This is a genomic window from Nonomuraea zeae (assembly GCF_005889725.1).
GTDB lineage: Bacteria > Actinomycetota > Actinomycetes > Streptosporangiales > Streptosporangiaceae > Nonomuraea > Nonomuraea zeae.
Genome location: NZ_VCKX01000073.1, coordinates 1 through 16,712 on the forward strand (window position 1 = coordinate 1; position 16,712 = coordinate 16,712).

Genomic DNA, 16,712 nt, shown 5'->3' on the forward strand with positions numbered 1-16,712 from the left:
CGCCCGCCCGGTCCGGCCCGCCTGCGCGGTGGGGGCGGGCCGGGCGGCTGGAGGTGCTGGAGGCGCGCGGGCTGACCGTGCGGCACGGCGGTGGCGGGCGCGGGCTGGACGGGGTGGACCTGCGCGTCGAGCGCGGCTCGTTCACGGTCGTGACCGGCGCGGTCGGCTCGGGCAAGACCACCCTGGTACGCGCCCTGCTCGGCCTGCTGCCGCTGGAGGCGGGGACGATCGCGTGGAACGGCCGGCCGGTCGAGGACCCGGGCACGTTCCTGCTGCCGGACCGGGCGGCGTACGCGAGCCAGATCCCCAGGCTGTTCTCCGAGACCCTGCGGGAGAACCTGCTCCTGGGCCTGCCCGCCACGGACGAGCAGATCGCGCGGGCGGTGGAGCTGGCGGCCTTCGAACAGGACCTGGCCGCGATGCCGGACGGGCTCGGCACGGTGGCCGGCCCGCGCGGCGTGCGGCTGTCCGGCGGCCAGACGCAGCGGGTCACCGCCGCCCGCGCCCTGGTCCGCGACCCGGACCTGCTGGTCGTGGACGACCTGTCCGCCGCGCTGGACGTGGAGACCGAGCGGCTGCTGTGGGACCGGATCGCCGGCCGCGGCCCGGAGACCGTGCTGGTCGTGTCGCACCGGCAGGCCGCGCTCGAACGCGCCGACCAGGTCGTCGTGCTCGACCGGGGCCGGGTGGCCGGTCGCGGCCCGCTCGGCGAGCTGCTGGAGAGCTGTCCGGAGATGCGCCGGCTGTGGAGCGCGGAGCTGGTCGCGGAAGCCGGGGAACAGGCAGGTGGTTAGGTCAGGCACCATGGATGTCGTGACGATGACGAAGTCCCCGCTCGCGGAGCTGGCCGGCCTGGTCGGTCAGGGACGCGTGGCGGTGCTCAGCGGGGCCGGGCTGTCCACGGAGTCGGGGATCCCCGACTACCGGGGGCCGACGGGCCGGTCCAGGCGGGCGGAGCCGATGACGTACCAGCGTTTCGTGGGCAGCGCCGAGGCGCGGCGGCGCTACTGGGCGCGCAGCCACGTCGGCTGGCGGCAGATCGGCCGGGCCCGCCCCAACGCCGGCCACCGGGCGGTGGCCGAGCTGGAGCGGCGCGGGCTGCTGGCCGGCATCGTCACCCAGAACGTGGACGGCCTGCACCAGGCGGCCGGCGCCCGGCAGGTGATCGAGCTGCACGGCGGGCTCGACCGGGTCGTGTGCCTGTCGTGCAGGGAGCGCACCCCGCGCGCCGAGCTGGAGCGCCGGCTGCTGGCGGCCAATCCGGACTGGGCGGCCAGCGGCCTGATCAACCCCGACGGCGACGCCGTGCTCACCGACGCGCAGGTCGAGGGGTTCCAGGTGGTCGACTGCACGGGCTGTGGCGGGCTGCTCAAGCCCGACGTGGTGTTCTTCGGCGAGAACGTGCCCAAGCCGCGCGTCGACGAGTGCTTCGCCGTCGTGGCGGGGGCGCGGGCGCTGCTCGTCCTCGGCTCCTCGCTGATGATCAAGTCGGGGCTGCGGTTCGTCAGCAAGGCCGCCGCGCTCGGCGTCCCCATCGCCATCGTCAACCAGGGGCCGACCGGCGGGGACGCCGACGCGCTGCTCACCGTGGACGCCCCGCTCGGCGCCACGCTGACCGGCCTCACCGCCCTGCTGGAGGCACGATCCGGGCCGGAGCCGGGGGCACAATAGGGGGCATGCCTCGTACTTGTCTCTGCGGCCTGCCCGCGACCTACCAGGACTGCTGCGGCCGGCTGCACCGGGGCGAGGGAGCGGCGGCCACCGCCGAGCAGCTCATGCGCTCCAGGTTCAGCGCGTTCGGGGTGGGCGACGAGGGCTATCTGCTGCGGACGTGGCATCCGGCCGCCCGCCCGGCCCGCGTCGACCTCGACAAGAAGGTGCGCTGGGTGCGGCTGGAGGTGCTGGAGAGCACCGGCGGCAGCGTGGTGCACACCGAGGGCACCGTCCGCTTCCGCGCCCACTACCTCGACCGCGGGAGGCCGGGCGAGATGGAGGAGCACAGCCGGTTCGTCCGCCTCGACGGGCGCTGGGTCTACGCGGGCGCGCTCTGAGACTCACGGGCTTGCGGGCGCGCTCAAGGGCTTGCGCCCTTGGCCAAGGGCTTGCGACCGTGCTCAAGGGCCCGCGGCGTGCTCGGGGCCTCAAGGGCCCGCGGCGTGCCCGGGGCCTGCGGCCGGGTTCACGGCTTGCGGGCGACCGCGCCGACGAAGGTGTGGTACGTGATGCCGGGCTCGGCCCGGTCGTCGGAGTCGGGCCGCCACTCCGGCAGCGGCACGAGGCCCGGCTCCAGCAGCTCCAGGCCGTCGAAGTAGGCGAGGATCTCCTCGCGGGTACGCCACCGGCCCGTGCCGAGGGTCTCGTTGAAGATCTTCTCGGCCGCGAACGCCTGCTTCGACACCTCCGGGTGCTCCAGCCCCGGGTTGTGGAAGTGGGAGACCGCGAGATAGCTGCCCGACGGCAGGCGCTCGACCATCCGGGCGGCGATCCCGGCCGGGTCCTCGTCGTCGGCCAGGTGGTGCAGGATCGCGAACATCAGCAGCCCCACCGGCTGGTCGAAGTCGATCAGCCGCTGGACCTCGGGGTGGTCGAGGATCGCCGCGGGGTGCCTGAGGTCGGCCTCGACGATCGTGGTGCCGTCGTCCACCGCGAGCAGGGCGCGGCCGTGGACCAGGACGATCGGGTCGTGGTCGACGTAGACCACCCGGGTGTCCTCGGCGGCCGACTTGGCGATCTCGTGCACGTTGCCCTGCGTGGGCAGCCCGGAGCCGATGTCGATGAACTGGCGGATGCCCGCCTCGGCCGCCAGGAAACGGACCACCCGGCCGAGGAACTCGCGGTTGGCCTGCGCCGCCTCGGGCGCGTCCGGGGCGACTTCCAGGGCCATCGCGGCCACCTGGCGGTCGACCGCGTAGTTGTCCTTGCCGCCGAGCATGAAGTCGTAGACGCGGGAGACGCTGGGTTTGGTGGTGTCCACACCCTTCGGCGCCCGCTCCTGCTCGCTGTCGGCCCAACTACCCGGCCCGTTGTCCGGCCCGCTGTCCGGCCCGAGATCTGGCCCGAAATCTGGCCCGAGATCTGGCACTGTCGGCTCCTTCTGGTACGTCAGGGAGACGGCTGGCATGATCGTACTGCTGTGACCGTAGGAATTTCGTGAAATGCCCGAGTCGCCGTTTTCAGGTGGACTCGCGGATCACCAGCTCGGTCGGCAGTATCACCGGCTCGACGTGCTCGGCCCCGTCGATGAGCGCCAGCAGCAGGCGCAGGGTCTCCTGCGCCATCTCCGCCAGCGGCTGCCGGATCGTGGTCAGCGGCGGATGCGTCGAGAGCGCCACCGGGGAGTCGTCGAAGCCGCCCACCGCCACGTCGCCGGGCACGCTGCGCCCGGCGGAGCGCAGGGCGGCCAGCGCCCCCGCCGCCATCAGGTCGGAGGCGACGAAGACGGCGTCGATGTCGGGCGCGCGCGCGAGCAGCTCGGTCATGGCGCGCTCGCCGCTGGCCTGCGTCCAGTCGCCGTGCGCGATCACCTTCTGGGTGGCCTTGCGGCCCAGCACGTCGGCGAACCCCTCCAGCCGCTGGATGCCGCCCGGCGTGTCCATCGGCCCGGTGATCATGGCGATCCGCTTGCGGCCCTGGCCGACGAAGTATTCGGTCATCTGCCGGGCGCCGAGCCGCTCGTCGGCGGCGGCGTACGGGATGACGGTCTCGCGGCCGATGACGGCGCCGCAGGAGACGGCGGGCGGGCCGGTGCGCAGCGCGTCGAGCAGCGGGTCGCCCGCGTGCGTCGAGACCAGCAGCACGCCGTCGGCGTGGCCCCCGCGCACGTAGCGGACCACGCGCTCGCGGTCGCCCTCGTCGCCGGCCAGCATCATCACCAGCGACAGATCCCGCTCGGCCAGCATCCGGATGGCGACCCGGATGAGCGTGCTGTAGTTGGGGTCCTCGAACAGCTTCTCGTGCGGCTCCGACAGCACCATCACGATCGACCCCGTGCGCTGGGTGACCAGGCTGCGGGCGGCCCGGTTGACGACGTAGCCGGTCTCCGAGATGGCCCGTTCGATGGCCACGCGCGCCGCCGGGCTCACGTATTTGTCCCCGTTGAGCAGCCGGGACACCGTGCCGCGGGACACGCCCGCGGCGGCGGCGACGTCATGGATCGTAGGGCGCTTCATTTCACGGCTCCGGAGGACAGGTCGGTCTTCCAGTATCGCTGCATCGTGAGGAAGAGCGCGATCAACGGCAGGATCGACAGGAACGCCCCCGTGAGGATCAGGTTGTAGAGCGCGGGCTGGTTCGCCCCGGCCGCGAGGAGCGTGTAGAGGCCGACCGTGAGGGGGAACTTGCCGTCGTCGCCGAGCATGATGAACGGCAGCAGGAAGTTGTTCCAGATGGCCACGAACTGGAACAGGAAGATCGTCACCATGCCCGGCACCATCAGCGGCATCGCCACCTGCGACATCAGCCGCCACTCGCCGGCCCCGTCGATCCGGCCCGCCTCCAGCAGCGAGTCGGGGACGGCCGCGGTGGCGTAGATGCGGGCGAGGTAGATGCTGTACGGGTGCAGGATCTGCGGCAGCAGCACCGCCCAGTAGCTGTCGGCCAGGCCGATCTTCGAGAACAGCAGATACTGCGGGATGGCCAGCACCACGGCGGGCACCAGGATGCCGCCGATGAGCAGGTTGAAGATCAGGTTCCGGCCGGGGAAGCGGTACTTGGCCAGCGCGTACCCGGAGACGGCCGAGACCGCGGTGGACAGCAGCGCGCCGCCGCCCGCGTACAGCAGCGTGTTGGCCGCCCACAGCCAGAACACCCCGTCGCGGTAGGCGAACAGCTCCGTCACGTTGCCGAGGAAGCCGGTGCCGAAGGCGAGCGTCGAGGTGGTGAACAGCTCGCCGGGCGACTTGGTCGAGGCGATCAGCACCCAGAACACCGGGAACAGGCAGTAGATCGCGCCGAGCAGGAGCAGCCCGGTGGGCGCCAGCCCCCAGTGCCTGGGCGTGGTCGCGGCGCCGTGCGCCCGGCGGCGGCGTCCGCCGGCGGCGGTGGCGGTGATCCCGGACATCAGCCCTCCCCGAAGGCGCGGTCGCGGACCACGCGCAGGAACCCGAACGACAGGACGAGCGAGATCGCCGCGATGACGATCGAGGTGGCGGCGGCCGAGTACAGGTCGCCGGTGACGAACGCGTCGCGGTACACCTTCATGAGCGGGCTCCACGTGGAGCTGATCGTGTTGGTCAGCGGCCTGAGCGCGGTGGGCTCGGTGAACACCTGGATCGTCGCGATGATCGAGAACACGGTGGTCAGGATGATCGCCGGGGTCAGGATCGGGATCTTGACCCGGAGGGCGATGGTGAGCTCGGAGGCGCCGTCGAGCCGCGCGGCCTCGTACAGGTCGCGCGGGATCGCGCGGAGCGTGGTGTAGAGCACGAGCATGTTGAAGCCGACCCCGCCCCACACCGCCACGTTCGCCATGGAGTACGTGACGGTGGTCGCGCTCAGGAACTCGACGTCCAGGACGTCCCTGAGCGGGCTGAGCGAGGGCAGGTACAGAAAGCCCCACAGCAGGGTGGCGGCCACCCCCGGCACCGCGTACGGCAGGAAGATCGCGATCCGCGAGAACTTGGCCAGGCGCACCCGCGCCGAGTCCAGCAGCAGCGCGAACAGCAGCGCCAGCCCCAGCATCACCACCAGCACGAGCGCGCCGTAGCCGAGCACCCGCAGCCACCCGCTCCACAGCTCGGTGTCGGACAGGGCGGCGGCGAAGTTGTCGAACCCGACGTACACCTCCCTGCGCGCCCCCTTGCCCAGCCCGAGCCCGGAGACCTTGGTACGGCGCATCGCCAGGTACACCGTGTACCCGATGGGCACGGCGAGGAAGAGCGTGAACAGCACGATCGCGGGGGTCAGGAACAGGTACGGCCACGCCCCCCTCTCAGAACGCTTCATGACCCGCCGTCTCAAGAGGCGATCGTGAAGCCGGACTTGCGCATGTCCGCGACCGTGGCGTCCTGCATGCCCTGCACGGCCTCGGAGAAGGAGGACTTGTTCTGCAGGGCCTTGTCGAAGCCGTCCTTGAAGGCGTTGTAGGTCACGCCGACGTTCGGGCCGAAAGTGAAGCCGCGGGCCCCGGCGGACACGGCGGCGGCCTGCTGCCAGAAGTCGGGCTGGTTGGCGAAGTACTCGGGCGCTTGACTCAGCGACGCCTGCGCCTTGGTCGCGGCCGGGTAGATCGCCGCCTCCTTGACCAGCAGGTCCAGGGCGGCCGGGTCGGTGTTCAGCCAGGTGGTGAACTGGGCGGCGGCGGCCTTGTTCGGCGACTTGGTGGCCACGGCGACCGACGAGCCGCCCCAGAAGCCGCTGAAGCTCTCGCCGGCGTTCCACTGGGGGAGCGGGGCGACGGCCCACTTGCCCTTGGCCTTGGGCGCGTTGCTCGACAGCACGCCCGGCGCCCACACCGCCGACGGCCAGGTCAGCAGCTTGCCGTCGTTGAGCGCCTTGTTCCACTCGGGGGTGAAGAATGGCATGTCGTCGATCACGCCCTCCTTGACCAGCGCGCCCCAGTAGTCGGCGACCTTCTTGGTGGGCTCGTCGGCGACGTTCACCTTCCACGACTCGCCGCTGATCGACCACCACTGCGCCCCGGCCTGCTGGGCCAGCCCTGTGAACGCTCCCGGGTCCTTGCTGGAGAACGTGCCGAGATAGGCCTTGGGGTCCTTCTTGCGCAAGGTGCGCGCCGCGTCGCCGTACTCCTGCCAGGTCTTCGGGACCTCGATGCCGTACTTGTCGAACAGGTCCTTGCGGTAGAAGAGCATCATCGGGCCGCTGTCCTGCGGGACCGCGTATACGGCGTCGGTGCCGAGCGTGACCAGGCCCCACAGGCCCTCGGTGAACTCGCCCTTGATCGCGGCCGTCTCCGCCTTGAGGTCGGCCACCGCGTCGGCGGCGATGAACGACGGAAGGTGCTGGTACTCGGCCTGCACCAGGTCCGGCGGGTTGCCCGCCTTGGCCGCGGTGAGGAACTTGGCGGCCGCGTCGTCGCCGCCGGCCTGCTTGCTGACCGTCACCTGGATGTCCGGGTGAGCCTGGTTCCAGACCGCCACGATCTTGTCCATGTTGGGGGCCCAGGTCCAGTAGGTCAGCTTGACCGGGCCCTGGGGGGCGGAGGCGGCCGGGCTCTGCGCCGCCTCGGTGCTCTCGGCGGGCTCGCTGGACCCGCAGCTCGCGAGGGTGGCCGTGAGGGCGACGGCCAGGACGGCTCCAAGGCGGTTGGCGCGCATGCGTACCTCCAGAGGGTTCTGTGAACGTGCACAGAGTGGAACAGCGCCGAAACGGCCGTCAAGGGGTCGTTACGTTCTCGTTAACCTCCTGCTGTAGTGCGAAATTTGGGGATAAAGGTTCCCAGAGTCGGACAGCGAGGATTACTGTGCACGTTCACAGAGAGCTTCACGAGGGGGATGGATGTATCCGGAGCGTCCTGCCGGTATCGCCTATGGCGGGGACTACAACCCTGAGCAGTGGCCGCGCGAGGTCCTGGAGGAGGACGCGGCCCTGATGCGCGCGGCCGGGGTGAACCTGGTCAGCCTGGGCCTGTTCTCATGGGCGCTGATGGAGCCGGCCGAGGGGCGCTACGAGTTCGGCTGGCTGGATGAGATCATCGACCGGCTGCACGCGGCGGGCGTCGCCGTGGACCTGGCCACCCCGACCGCCGCGCCGCCCGCCTGGTTCGTCGCGAAATATCCCGACGTCCGGCCGGTGACCAGCGAAGGGACGCGGATCGGGTTCGGCGGCCGGCAGAGCGCCTGCTCCAGTGCCCCGGCCTTCCGCGAGGCGAGCGCGCGGCTGGTGCGCGCGCTGGGCGAGCACTACAGCGGCCATCCCGCCGTGGTCATGTGGCACGTGCACAACGAGTACGGGGCGCCGCTCGGCGAGTGCTACTGCGAGCACAGCGTGGCGGCGTGGCGCGAGTGGCTCCGCAACACTTATCGCGATATTTCAGCATTGAACGACGCCTGGGGCGCCACCTTCTGGGGCCAGACCTACACCGACTGGCCGGAGATCGACGCCCCCCGCTACAACCACACCGCGATCAACCCGGCCCAGCGGCTCGACTACGCCCGCTTCAGCGACGGCCAGCACCGCGAGCACTTCGCGCTCCAGCGCGACATCCTGCGCGAGCTCGCCCCCGGCCTGCCGGTGACCACGAACTTCGCCGGGACCGTGAACTGCAAGTCCGCGGACCTGTGGCAGTGGGCGCGCGAGCTGGACGTGATCGCCAACGACCACTACCTGAAGGCCGAGGCCCCGGACAACCACATCGACCTGGCCATGTCCGCCGACCTGGCCCGCTCGGTGGCCGGGGGCGCGCCGTGGATGCTGATGGAGCACTCGGCCGGCGCGGTCAACTGGCAGCCGCGCAACATCGCCAAGCGACCGGGCGAGATGCGCCGCAACAGCCTCGCGCACGTCGCGCGCGGCTCCGACAGCGTGCTGTTCTTCCAGTTCAGGGCCTCGCGGTTCGGGGCGGAGAAATTCCACTCCGGGATGGTGCCGCACGCGGGGACCGACTCGGCGCAGTGGAACGAGGTGGTGCGGCTGGGCGCGGACCTGCGCGCGCTGGCCGGGCTGCGGGGCAGCAGGGTGCGGGCCGAGGTGGCCGTGGTCTGGGACTGGGAGTCGTACTGGGCGCTGGAGCTGGACTGGCGGCCGTCGGTCGACCTGACGTTCAGGGAGCGGGTGGACGCCTTCTACGACGCGTTGTGGCGGGAGCACGTCCTGGTGGACTTCGTCCATCCTTCCGCTGATATTTCGGGGTATCGGGTGGTGGTCGCGCCCAGCTCGTACCTGCTGACCGAGGCGTCCGCCAAGAACCTCCACCAGTACGTGGCAGCAGGCGGAAACCTGCTGGTGTCGTACTTCTCCGGCATCGTGGACGAGCACGACACCATCCATCCGGGCGCCCACCCCGGCGCGCTGCGCGAGCTGCTCGGCCTGTCCATCGAGGAGTTCCACCCGCTGCGCGAGCACGAGACCGTGACCTTCACCGAGACCTCCACCGCCACCGGTACCGCCACCGGTGCCGCCACCGGTACGCCCGCCGGTGGCGGCACCGCCCGCATCTGGTCCGAGCGGGTCCGCCCGGCGGGCGCGGTCGCCGTACGGGACTTCGCGACGGGACCCGACGCCGGCCATCCGGCGTTCACCCGGAACGAGGTGGGCGCCGGCACCGCGTGGTACCTGGCCACGGCCCCCGTCACGGGCCTGCGCGAGCTGCTCGCCCAGGTGCTCGACCACGCGAACGTCTCTCGCCCGCGCGGCCTCCCCGACACCCTCGAACTGGTGCGCAGGGGCGGCCACGTCTTCCTGATCAACCACGGCGACGAGCCCGTGACGGTCGAGGGGGTGACCGGCACCGGCGCGTTCGACGGCGTACGCCACGACGGGACGGTCACCGTCGCGGCCGGAGCGGTCACGGTCGTCGTGGAAACCCCCCAACCCCAGGGAGATTCATGATGAAACGCATCCTGACCACCCTGCTGTTACTCGCGGCGCTCGCCGTCGCGCAGCAACCGGCGCACGCCCAGGCCCGCCTCCAGATCAGGGGCGCGGACGTCTCCAGCCTGGCCAAGTCGGAGGCGTTCGGCGGCGTCTACCGCGACGCCCGGGGCCGCAGGGGCGACGCGCTGCGCATCCTGGCGCAGGCGGGCCTCAACTACATCAGGCTCAAGGTCTGGGTGAACCCGGCCGACGGCTACAACACCAAGACCCAGCTGCTCGCGCTGGCCAGGCGGGCCAAGGCGCAGGGCATGAAGCTGATGGTGGACTTCCACTACTCCGACACCTGGGCCGACCCGGGCAAGCAGTTCAAGCCCGCCGCGTGGGAGTCGCTCACGCTCGACCAGCTCAGCCAGGCCGTCTACGACCACACCTTCGACGTGCTCGACGCCCTGCGCCGCCAGGGCACCACGGCCGACATGGTGCAGGTGGGCAACGAGATCAACGGCGGCCTGCTCTGGCCCGACGGCTCCAACTCCACCTGGCCGAACACCGCCCAGCTGCTGAACGCCGGCTACGACGCGGTCAAGCGGGTGTCGAGCGCGACCAAGGTCGTGCTGCACCTGGCGAACGGCGGCGACAACGGGTTGTACCGGTGGTGGTTCGACAACGCCGGCGCCAACGGCATCCGCTACGACGTGATCGGCCTGTCGTACTACCCGTACTGGCACGGCACGCTGGAGGCCTTCCAGGCCAACATCAACGACGTCGCGACCAGGTACGGCAAGCCGGTGGCCGTGGTGGAGACCGCCTACCCGTTCACGACCGCCGACGACGACGGCTGGCCGAACATCATCACCGCCGCGGAGCCGTACCCCGGCTACCGGGCCACCCCGCAGGGGCAGGCGGCGCTGCTGGCCAAGGTCGGCGACATCGTCCGCGCCGTGCCGAACGGCCTCGGCCTCGGCCTGTTCATCTGGGAGGCCACCTGGACCGGCGTCAAGGGCAACGGCTGGGACCCGGCCGACCCGTCGTCGGGCAACGGCTGGGAGAACCAGGCCCTGTTCGACTACGGCGACCGGGCGCTGCCCGCCATGGGCGTCCTCGGCCACCTCTAACTCGGCCACCTCTGACTCGGCCACCTCTAACTCGGCCACCTCTGACTCGGCCACCTCTAACTCGGCCACCTCTGACTCGGCCACCTCTAACTCGGCCACCTCTAACTCGGCCACCTCTGACCGTCCAGCCGTCCTGATCGCCGAAAGCCCCGCAAGCGCCGGGGTCGCCTGACCGGCTCGGGCCACTCGGGCCACGGGGCCGTCCCGCCGTCCTCCCGGGCGGCGGGACGGCCGGTCCCCGGCCTCGCCTACGGTGGACGCATGCGCCTGACCGCCTTCACCGACATCTCCCTGCGCATCGTGATGCGCCTGGCCGTGGCGCACGAGGGCGACCCGCTCACCACCCGCGCCGTGGCCGGTATGCTCGCCGTCCCCTACACGCACGCCGCCAAGGCCGTGGCCCGGCTGAGCGAGCTGGGCGTGGTCGAGGCCAGGCGCGGCCGGGGCGGCGGGCTGCAGCTCACCGAGGCCGGCCGGCGCAGGACGGTCGGCGCCCTGGCCCGCGACCTGGAGGGCGTCGGCGACGTGGTCGGCTGCACGGACGACCCGCCGTGCCCCCTGCGCGCGGCCTGCCGGCTGCGCTCCGCGCTGCGCCAGGCACAGGAGGCCTTCTACGCCTCGCTCGACGGGATCACCGTCGAGTCCCTGGCCGACGACCCCACCGGACCGGTCCTGCGGTCCTTGCCGGACCCCGGACGCAGACCCGGCGCTCCCGCACTTTAATCTGAATCCCAGATACCAATTTAAGGATCTGGGGGTTCATCCATGCTGTCCGCACAGAGCGCCGCCATCGTGCGAGAGACGCTGCCCGCCGTCGGGGCCGGGCTGGACGAGATCACGGCGAGGTTCTACGACACCATGTTCGCCGACCGTCCCGAGCTGCTCGACGGGCTGTTCAACCGGGGGAACCAGCGCAACGGCGAGCAGCGCCGGGCTCTGGCGGGGGCCCTGGCGGCCTTCGCGGGCGCGCTGCTCGCCCGGCCCGATGAGCGCCCCGACGCGCTGCTGGCCCGCATCGCCCACAAGCACGCCGCGGTGGGCGTGACCGACGACCAGTACGTCATCGTGCACAAATACCTGTTCGGCGCGATCGCCGAGGTGCTCGGCGACGCGGTCACCCCCGACGTCGCGGCGGCCTGGGACGAGGTCTACTGGCTGATGGCCGGCGCGCTGATCGCCATGGAGGCCCGCCTCGCCGCCGAGGCCGGCGCGGGCGACGGCGCCTGGCGGGCGTGGCGGGTGGTCGAGCGGCGGGCGGAGACGGCGGAGGTGATGTCGCTGACGCTGCGGCCGGTCGGCGACGAGCCGGCGCCGCCCGCGCGGCCCGGCCAGTACGTCAGCGTGCGGGTGACCATGCCGGACGGCGTCGCCCAGTTGCGCCAGTACACGCTGTCCGGGCACGGCGCGGACGGATCGCGCCGGATCACGGTCAAGCGGGTCTCCGGCGGCGGGCAGCCGGAAGGCGAGGTGTCCGCGCTGCTGCACGCCACCGTGCGGGAGGGCGACGAGCTGACCCTGTCCGCGCCGTTCGGCGACGTGACGCTGGAGGACGGCGACGCCCCCCTCGTGCTGGTCTCGGCGGGTATCGGCGGCACCCCGATCACCGCGATGCTGGAGCACCTGGCGCGGGCCGGCGGCGACCGCCGCGTCCTGCTGCTGCACGCAGACCGTTCCAAGGCGGCCCACGCCCTGCGCGAGGACATGCGGCGGCTGACCGACGCGCTGCCCGGAGCGGAGCGGGTGTTCTGGTACGAGGAGGGCGGCTGCGACTGCGCGCGTACCGGGCGGATGGACCTGGAGGGGGTCGAGATCCCCGAGGGCGCGGTCGTCTACATGTGCGGGCCGGTGCCGTTCATGCGAGCGGCGCGCGCCCAGCTCATCGCCGCCGGGGTCGCGCCACGCGACGTCCACTACGAGGTGTTCGGCCCGGACCTGTGGCTGGGCGCGGCCTGAGCGGCCGGACTAATCCCGACATTCATCCGTGAAAGATGATATATCGGTTTAATTCCGGTGAGGATGTGGGGTTTTGTTATAGCCTGCCAATAAACGCGCGGCCGGAAACCGGCTCGAGTGGCGTTTGATAAAGCTGCAAACGGATGTTAATCGGGGCAGCACGCTGGCGAATATAGCGGGAATGTAGCCAGGTAGGTGCTGGTACCACAGGCCAGGTCGGCAGCGCAAGAGGTTGATTGCCATTTGCCGGCGTGAGTAACTGGCAGCGCCCGGCCCGGGGGAAATCCGGGCCGCGAAAAGATCCCTGTGTTGCACGGACGGGTGCCGCGACCAACGATCCCCGTCCGTGGAGCACCCTTCGATGCACGAGGGAGCCTACCCGCTATGTCCATCAGACGCACGCTTCTGACGGCGGCGCTCGCCGCCCCGCTGGGGCTGCTCGGCGCCACGCCGGCCCTGGCCGACGATCCCCAGCCATTACCCGGGAATCCGGACGTCGTGGCCGGCAGCGACAACGACAACGAGATCTTCCGCGCCAAGGACACCGCCCCCGAACTGGCCGCGGCCTGCCGGCCGGGAGACGTCACCTACCGGGTCTCCACCTACAGCAACAGCCACAAGGCCGTCGGCCCGACCCAGGCCAACCACAACGGGACCAACCGGGCGGCGACCTCCACCTTCAGCGCCACGGTGAGCGGGACCGTCTCGATCGCCTGGAACGTCTCCGGCAGCCTCAAGGTGGACCGGCTCATCGCGGGGGCGGAGGTGGCCACGGGCGTCAACCTGTCCGCCAGCCTGACCGCGTCGCTGGGCAACAGCATCGCGGTGCCCACGCCGGCGCACAAGACGGTCGTCGCCACGTACGGGGTCTGGCGCAAGAAGACCAAGGGCATCTATCACGTCTGCGGCGTCGGCCAGAAGCGGGTCACGGCGTGGACGCCTTACTTCGTGGGCTGGTACTGGAAGGTCAGGAACGGGTGATCTGAGTGACGATCCGACAGGTGGCGTCCGTTCTGGTGCCCTGCACCGTCGCCCTCTTCGCGGTGGCCTGCTCGGCGCCGCCCCCAGCGGTTCCGGAGCGGCCGGGCGCCACCTCGTCGGCTCCGTCCACCGCCGCCGGCCCCAGCAGCTCCGGCCCCGAGGAGCCCCCCTCCAGCGACCTCACCATGACCATGCCACCACCGACCCTCACCGGGCCGTTACGCGTGCCCGGGATGGACGCGGGCACGAAGACCCTGCTCAAGGCCGGTCCCAGACGCGGATCCATGATCGTCGGGGACATCCCGCCGGGCCGGTCCGGGTTGTGGATCATCTTCTTCTGCAGAGGGGCGGGCACGGCCGAGATCCGCCTGGAGCCCGGCTACATCCTGCCCTTCACCTGCCAGGACGGCGTGATCGCGCCGATCATGAACAGGATGGACGCGCCGCACGAGAAGACCCTGACGGTACGCATCCAGGCCCCGACGGCCGTCGAATGGGCCCTGCGCATCACCCGCTGAGATGGGCATGATGGTGGAATGACGATCAAGCCTCTGGCCCCGGACGAGCTGCTCACCACCACCCGCAGCGTACGCAAGCGCCTCGACCTCACCCGCCCCGTCCCCATGGACCTGGTCCGAGAGTGCCTGGAGATCGCGCTCCAGGCGCCCTCCGGCGGCAACCGGCAGGGCTGGCACTGGCTGGTGGTGACCGACGCCGGGCTGCGCAAGGCGATCGGCGACTACTACCGGCGCTCGCTGCGCGCGTACTACGAGTCGGGCACCTCGGCGGGCAAGCTCTTCCAGGACGACCCGGTGCGCGGTGCGACGCAGCGGCGGGTCTCCGACAGCTCCGAATATCTGGGCGAGCACATGGGAGAGGTGCCGGTGATGGTGATCGGCTGCATCACCGCGACCGGCGGCCTGCCCCCGGGGAACCAGGCGGGATTGTGGGGCTCGCTCCTGCCGGCCGCGTGGAGCTACATGCTGGCCGCGCGCTCCCGCGGGCTCGGCACGGCGTGGACGACGCTGCACCTGGCGTACGAGAGCGAGATCGCCGAGCTGCTCGGCATCCCCAGCGACGTGCGCCAGGGCGTGCTCATCCCCACCGCCCACTACACCGGCGACACCTTCAGGCCGGCCGCGCGCCAGCCGCTGGACGAGGTGCTTCACCTCGATCGCTGGTAGGCGCACATTGGGAGGACCTACCTGAAGGAGGGCCCCGTGAGCTCCTTACCGCTGCTGCCGACCTCGCTCGTCGGAAGCTACGCCCAGCCCGACTGGCTGATCGACCGCGCCCGGCTGGCCGGCCGGTTCCCGCCGCGGGTCCGGGCGAGGGAGCTGTGGCGGATCCCGCCCGAGCACCTCGCCCAGGCCCAGGACGACGCGACCGAGCTGGCCGTCAGGGCGCAGGAGCGCGCCGGGCTGGACATCATCACCGACGGCGAGATCCGCAGGGAGAGCTACTCCAACCACTTCGCCACCGCCCTGGAGGGCCTCGACCTCGACCGGCACGGCACGGCGCTGGACCGCAGCGGCCATCCGAACCCCGTGCCGCGCATCGCCGGCCCGATCCGCCGCCCGCGGCCGGTCGAGGTGGACGACCTGCGGTTCCTGCGCGCGCACACCGATCACCCGGTCAAGATGACGGTGCCGGGCCCGTTCACGATGAGCCAGCAGGCGCAGAACGACCACTACCCCGACGCCGAGGCCGCCGCGATGGACTACGCGGCGGCGGTCAACGCCGAGATCCGCGACCTGTTCGCCGCCGGGGCCGACATCGTGCAGATCGACGAGCCGTACATGCAGGCCAGGCCGGAGGCGGCGCGGGCGTACGGGCTGGCCGCGCTGAACGCCGCGCTGGACGGCGTCACCGGCACCACGGCAGTGCACATCTGCTTCGGTTACGCCGCGATCATCCACGAGCGGCCGGAGGCGTACTCGTTCCTGCCGGAGCTGGCCGGCTGCCCGGTCCGGCAGGTGTCGATCGAGACCGCGCAGTCCGGGCTCGACCTCGGCATGCTGTCCGACCTCGGGGACAAGACGATCATCCTCGGCGTGATCGACCTGTCCACCCCGGACGTGGAGCCGGTCGAGGTGGTGGCGGAGCGGGTGAGCAGGGCGTTCGACCGGGTCCCGCCCGAGCGGATCGTGATCGCCACCGACTGCGGGATGAAATATCTGCCCAGGGCCTCCGCCGAGGGCAAGATGCGGGCCATGGCAGGCGCGGCGCGCCTGCTCCGAACTAAGATCATGTGAATTCCGGCCCCGATACTCCGGCCCCGACGGGCCATCCGGCCCCGAAACGGCCCCCCGAACAAGGAGCGGACAGTGCCCGAGAGTGAGCAGGACCACGCGCCGCAGGGGATAGACACCAGCAAACCCAGTGTCTCCCGCGTCTACGACTACATGCTCGGCGGCAAGGACAACTACGAGATAGACCGTCAGGTGGCCGCCATGGCGCTGAAGATCGCGCCGGACGCGCCCCAGGCCGCCCAGGCCAACCGGGAGTTCTTACGCCGCACGGTCCACCATCTGACCGCGGAGGCGGGCATCCGCCAGTTCCTGGACATCGGCTCGGGGCTGCCCACCCAGGGCAACGTGCACGAGATCGCCCAGTCCGTCGCCCCGGGCACCCGGGTCGTCTACGTCGACCACGACCCGATCGTGCTGGTGCACGGCCGCGCCCTGCTCGCCGTGGACGCCACCACCACGATCGTCGAGGCCGACGCCCGCGAGCCGGAGCGGATCCTCGACGACCCGAAGACGCGCGGCCTCATCGACTTCTCCGAGCCGGTCGGGCTCCTGCTGTTCGGGATCCTGCACCACCTGGCCGACAGCGAGGACCCGGCCGGCATCGCCGCCCGGCTCATCGCGCCGCTGGCCCCCGGCAGCCACGTGGTGATCTCCCACTTCCACAACCCGGGGCAGGCCCACCCCGAGGTGTCGGAGCAGGCGTACGCGGCGGAGAAGATCTTCAACGAGCACCTCGGCACCGGCCGGTGGCGCACCCGCGAGGAGATCCTGGCCTTCTTCAACGGGCTGGAGCTGCTGGAGCCCGGCCTCGTGCCGCTCCCGGAGTGGCGCCCCGGCCCCGGCGACCACGCGACGCCGGGGATCACCTACCACACCTTCGTCGGAGGCGTGGCCCGCAAGCCCTGACGCTCAGGTGACG

At 71.3% G+C, this 16,712-nt stretch carries 17 protein-coding genes; 12 read left to right on the plus strand and 5 right to left on the minus strand.

Translation table 11 applies throughout. The features are described 5' to 3' along the window. The 3 genes from ETD85_RS23495 to ETD85_RS23505 form a co-directional block, all read left to right on the plus strand. On the plus strand, nucleotides 1-794 hold a 794-nt coding region (locus ETD85_RS23495), incomplete at its 5' end, for an ATP-binding cassette domain-containing protein (protein WP_138691928.1). Between the two features lie 25 nt (nucleotides 795-819). Beyond that, on the plus strand, nucleotides 820-1,671 hold the full coding sequence (locus ETD85_RS23500) for an NAD-dependent protein deacetylase (protein ID WP_240779341.1): 852 nt from the start codon (nucleotides 820-822) through the stop codon (nucleotides 1,669-1,671). A gap of 5 nt (nucleotides 1,672-1,676) precedes the next feature. After that, nucleotides 1,677-2,051, plus strand: coding sequence for a YchJ family protein (locus ETD85_RS23505; RefSeq protein ID WP_138691930.1), 375 nt, complete (start codon nucleotides 1,677-1,679; stop codon nucleotides 2,049-2,051). A 128-nt stretch (nucleotides 2,052-2,179) separates the two neighbouring features. On the opposite strand, the gene ETD85_RS23510 is transcribed toward ETD85_RS23505, so the two are convergent. The 5 genes from ETD85_RS23510 to ETD85_RS23530 all read right to left on the minus strand — a co-directional run bounded on the left by ETD85_RS23510 (nucleotide 2,180) and on the right by ETD85_RS23530 (nucleotide 7,274). Beyond that, nucleotides 2,180-3,082 (minus strand): SAM-dependent methyltransferase, encoded by a 903-nt coding sequence (locus tag ETD85_RS23510; protein WP_240779337.1) that lies wholly within the window; start codon nucleotides 3,080-3,082, stop codon nucleotides 2,180-2,182. 91 nt (nucleotides 3,083-3,173) lie between these two features. After that, nucleotides 3,174-4,169: a LacI family DNA-binding transcriptional regulator gene (locus ETD85_RS23515; protein WP_138691932.1), complete on the minus strand. Its 996-nt coding sequence runs from the start codon at nucleotides 4,167-4,169 to the stop codon at nucleotides 3,174-3,176. Next, the gene (locus tag ETD85_RS23520) at nucleotides 4,166-5,059 is read right to left on the minus strand and encodes a carbohydrate ABC transporter permease (protein ID WP_138691933.1); all 894 of its coding nucleotides are present in this window, start codon (nucleotides 5,057-5,059) and stop codon (nucleotides 4,166-4,168) included. Before ETD85_RS23520 ends, ETD85_RS23515 begins: the two co-directional genes overlap by 4 nt. Next, a complete protein-coding gene (locus tag ETD85_RS23525; protein WP_138691934.1) occupies nucleotides 5,059-5,943 on the minus strand; it encodes a carbohydrate ABC transporter permease in 885 nt (294 codons plus the stop codon). Before ETD85_RS23525 ends, ETD85_RS23520 begins: the two co-directional genes overlap by 1 nt. Nucleotides 5,944-5,954: 11 nt before the next feature. Then, nucleotides 5,955-7,274, minus strand: a complete 1,320-nt coding sequence (locus ETD85_RS23530) for an ABC transporter substrate-binding protein (protein ID WP_138691935.1) — start codon at nucleotides 7,272-7,274, stop codon at nucleotides 5,955-5,957. A 181-nt stretch (nucleotides 7,275-7,455) separates the two neighbouring features. Here ETD85_RS23530 and ETD85_RS23535 point away from each other — a divergent pair, with 181 nt between their 5' ends. From ETD85_RS23535 to ETD85_RS23575, 9 genes are all read left to right on the plus strand, one after another. Further along, nucleotides 7,456-9,507 carry a beta-galactosidase gene (locus ETD85_RS23535; protein ID WP_138691936.1) on the plus strand — a complete coding sequence of 684 codons (2,052 nt, stop codon included), beginning with the start codon at nucleotides 7,456-7,458 and terminating at the stop codon, nucleotides 9,505-9,507. Next, entirely contained in the window at nucleotides 9,504-10,607 is a 1,104-nt protein-coding gene (locus ETD85_RS23540) for a glycoside hydrolase family 53 protein (RefSeq protein ID WP_240779338.1), read from the plus strand. The genes ETD85_RS23535 and ETD85_RS23540 overlap by 4 nt, the downstream gene beginning before the upstream one ends. 261 nt (nucleotides 10,608-10,868) lie before the next feature. Beyond that, nucleotides 10,869-11,330: an RrF2 family transcriptional regulator gene (locus ETD85_RS23545; protein WP_138691937.1), complete on the plus strand. Its 462-nt coding sequence runs from the start codon at nucleotides 10,869-10,871 to the stop codon at nucleotides 11,328-11,330. Nucleotides 11,331-11,372: 42 nt separating this feature from the next. Further along, nucleotides 11,373-12,560, plus strand: a complete 1,188-nt coding sequence (locus tag ETD85_RS23550) for a globin domain-containing protein (RefSeq protein WP_138691938.1) — start codon at nucleotides 11,373-11,375, stop codon at nucleotides 12,558-12,560. A gap of 384 nt (nucleotides 12,561-12,944) precedes the next feature. Further along, nucleotides 12,945-13,541 (plus strand): hypothetical protein, encoded by a 597-nt coding sequence (locus ETD85_RS23555; protein WP_138691939.1) that lies wholly within the window; start codon nucleotides 12,945-12,947, stop codon nucleotides 13,539-13,541. 20 nt (nucleotides 13,542-13,561) lie between these two features. Beyond that, complete coding sequence (locus tag ETD85_RS23560) at nucleotides 13,562-14,059, plus strand: hypothetical protein (RefSeq protein ID WP_138691940.1); 498 nt, start codon at nucleotides 13,562-13,564, stop codon at nucleotides 14,057-14,059. A gap of 18 nt (nucleotides 14,060-14,077) precedes the next feature. Continuing rightward, nucleotides 14,078-14,725: a nitroreductase family protein gene (locus ETD85_RS23565; RefSeq protein WP_138691941.1), complete on the plus strand. Its 648-nt coding sequence runs from the start codon at nucleotides 14,078-14,080 to the stop codon at nucleotides 14,723-14,725. Between the two features lie 36 nt (nucleotides 14,726-14,761). Further along, nucleotides 14,762-15,796: a uroporphyrinogen decarboxylase family protein gene (locus tag ETD85_RS23570; RefSeq protein WP_138691942.1), complete on the plus strand. Its 1,035-nt coding sequence runs from the start codon at nucleotides 14,762-14,764 to the stop codon at nucleotides 15,794-15,796. A 72-nt stretch (nucleotides 15,797-15,868) separates the two neighbouring features. Next, nucleotides 15,869-16,699 (plus strand): SAM-dependent methyltransferase, encoded by an 831-nt coding sequence (locus tag ETD85_RS23575; protein WP_138691943.1) that lies wholly within the window; start codon nucleotides 15,869-15,871, stop codon nucleotides 16,697-16,699. Nucleotides 16,700-16,712 lie beyond the last annotated feature (13 nt).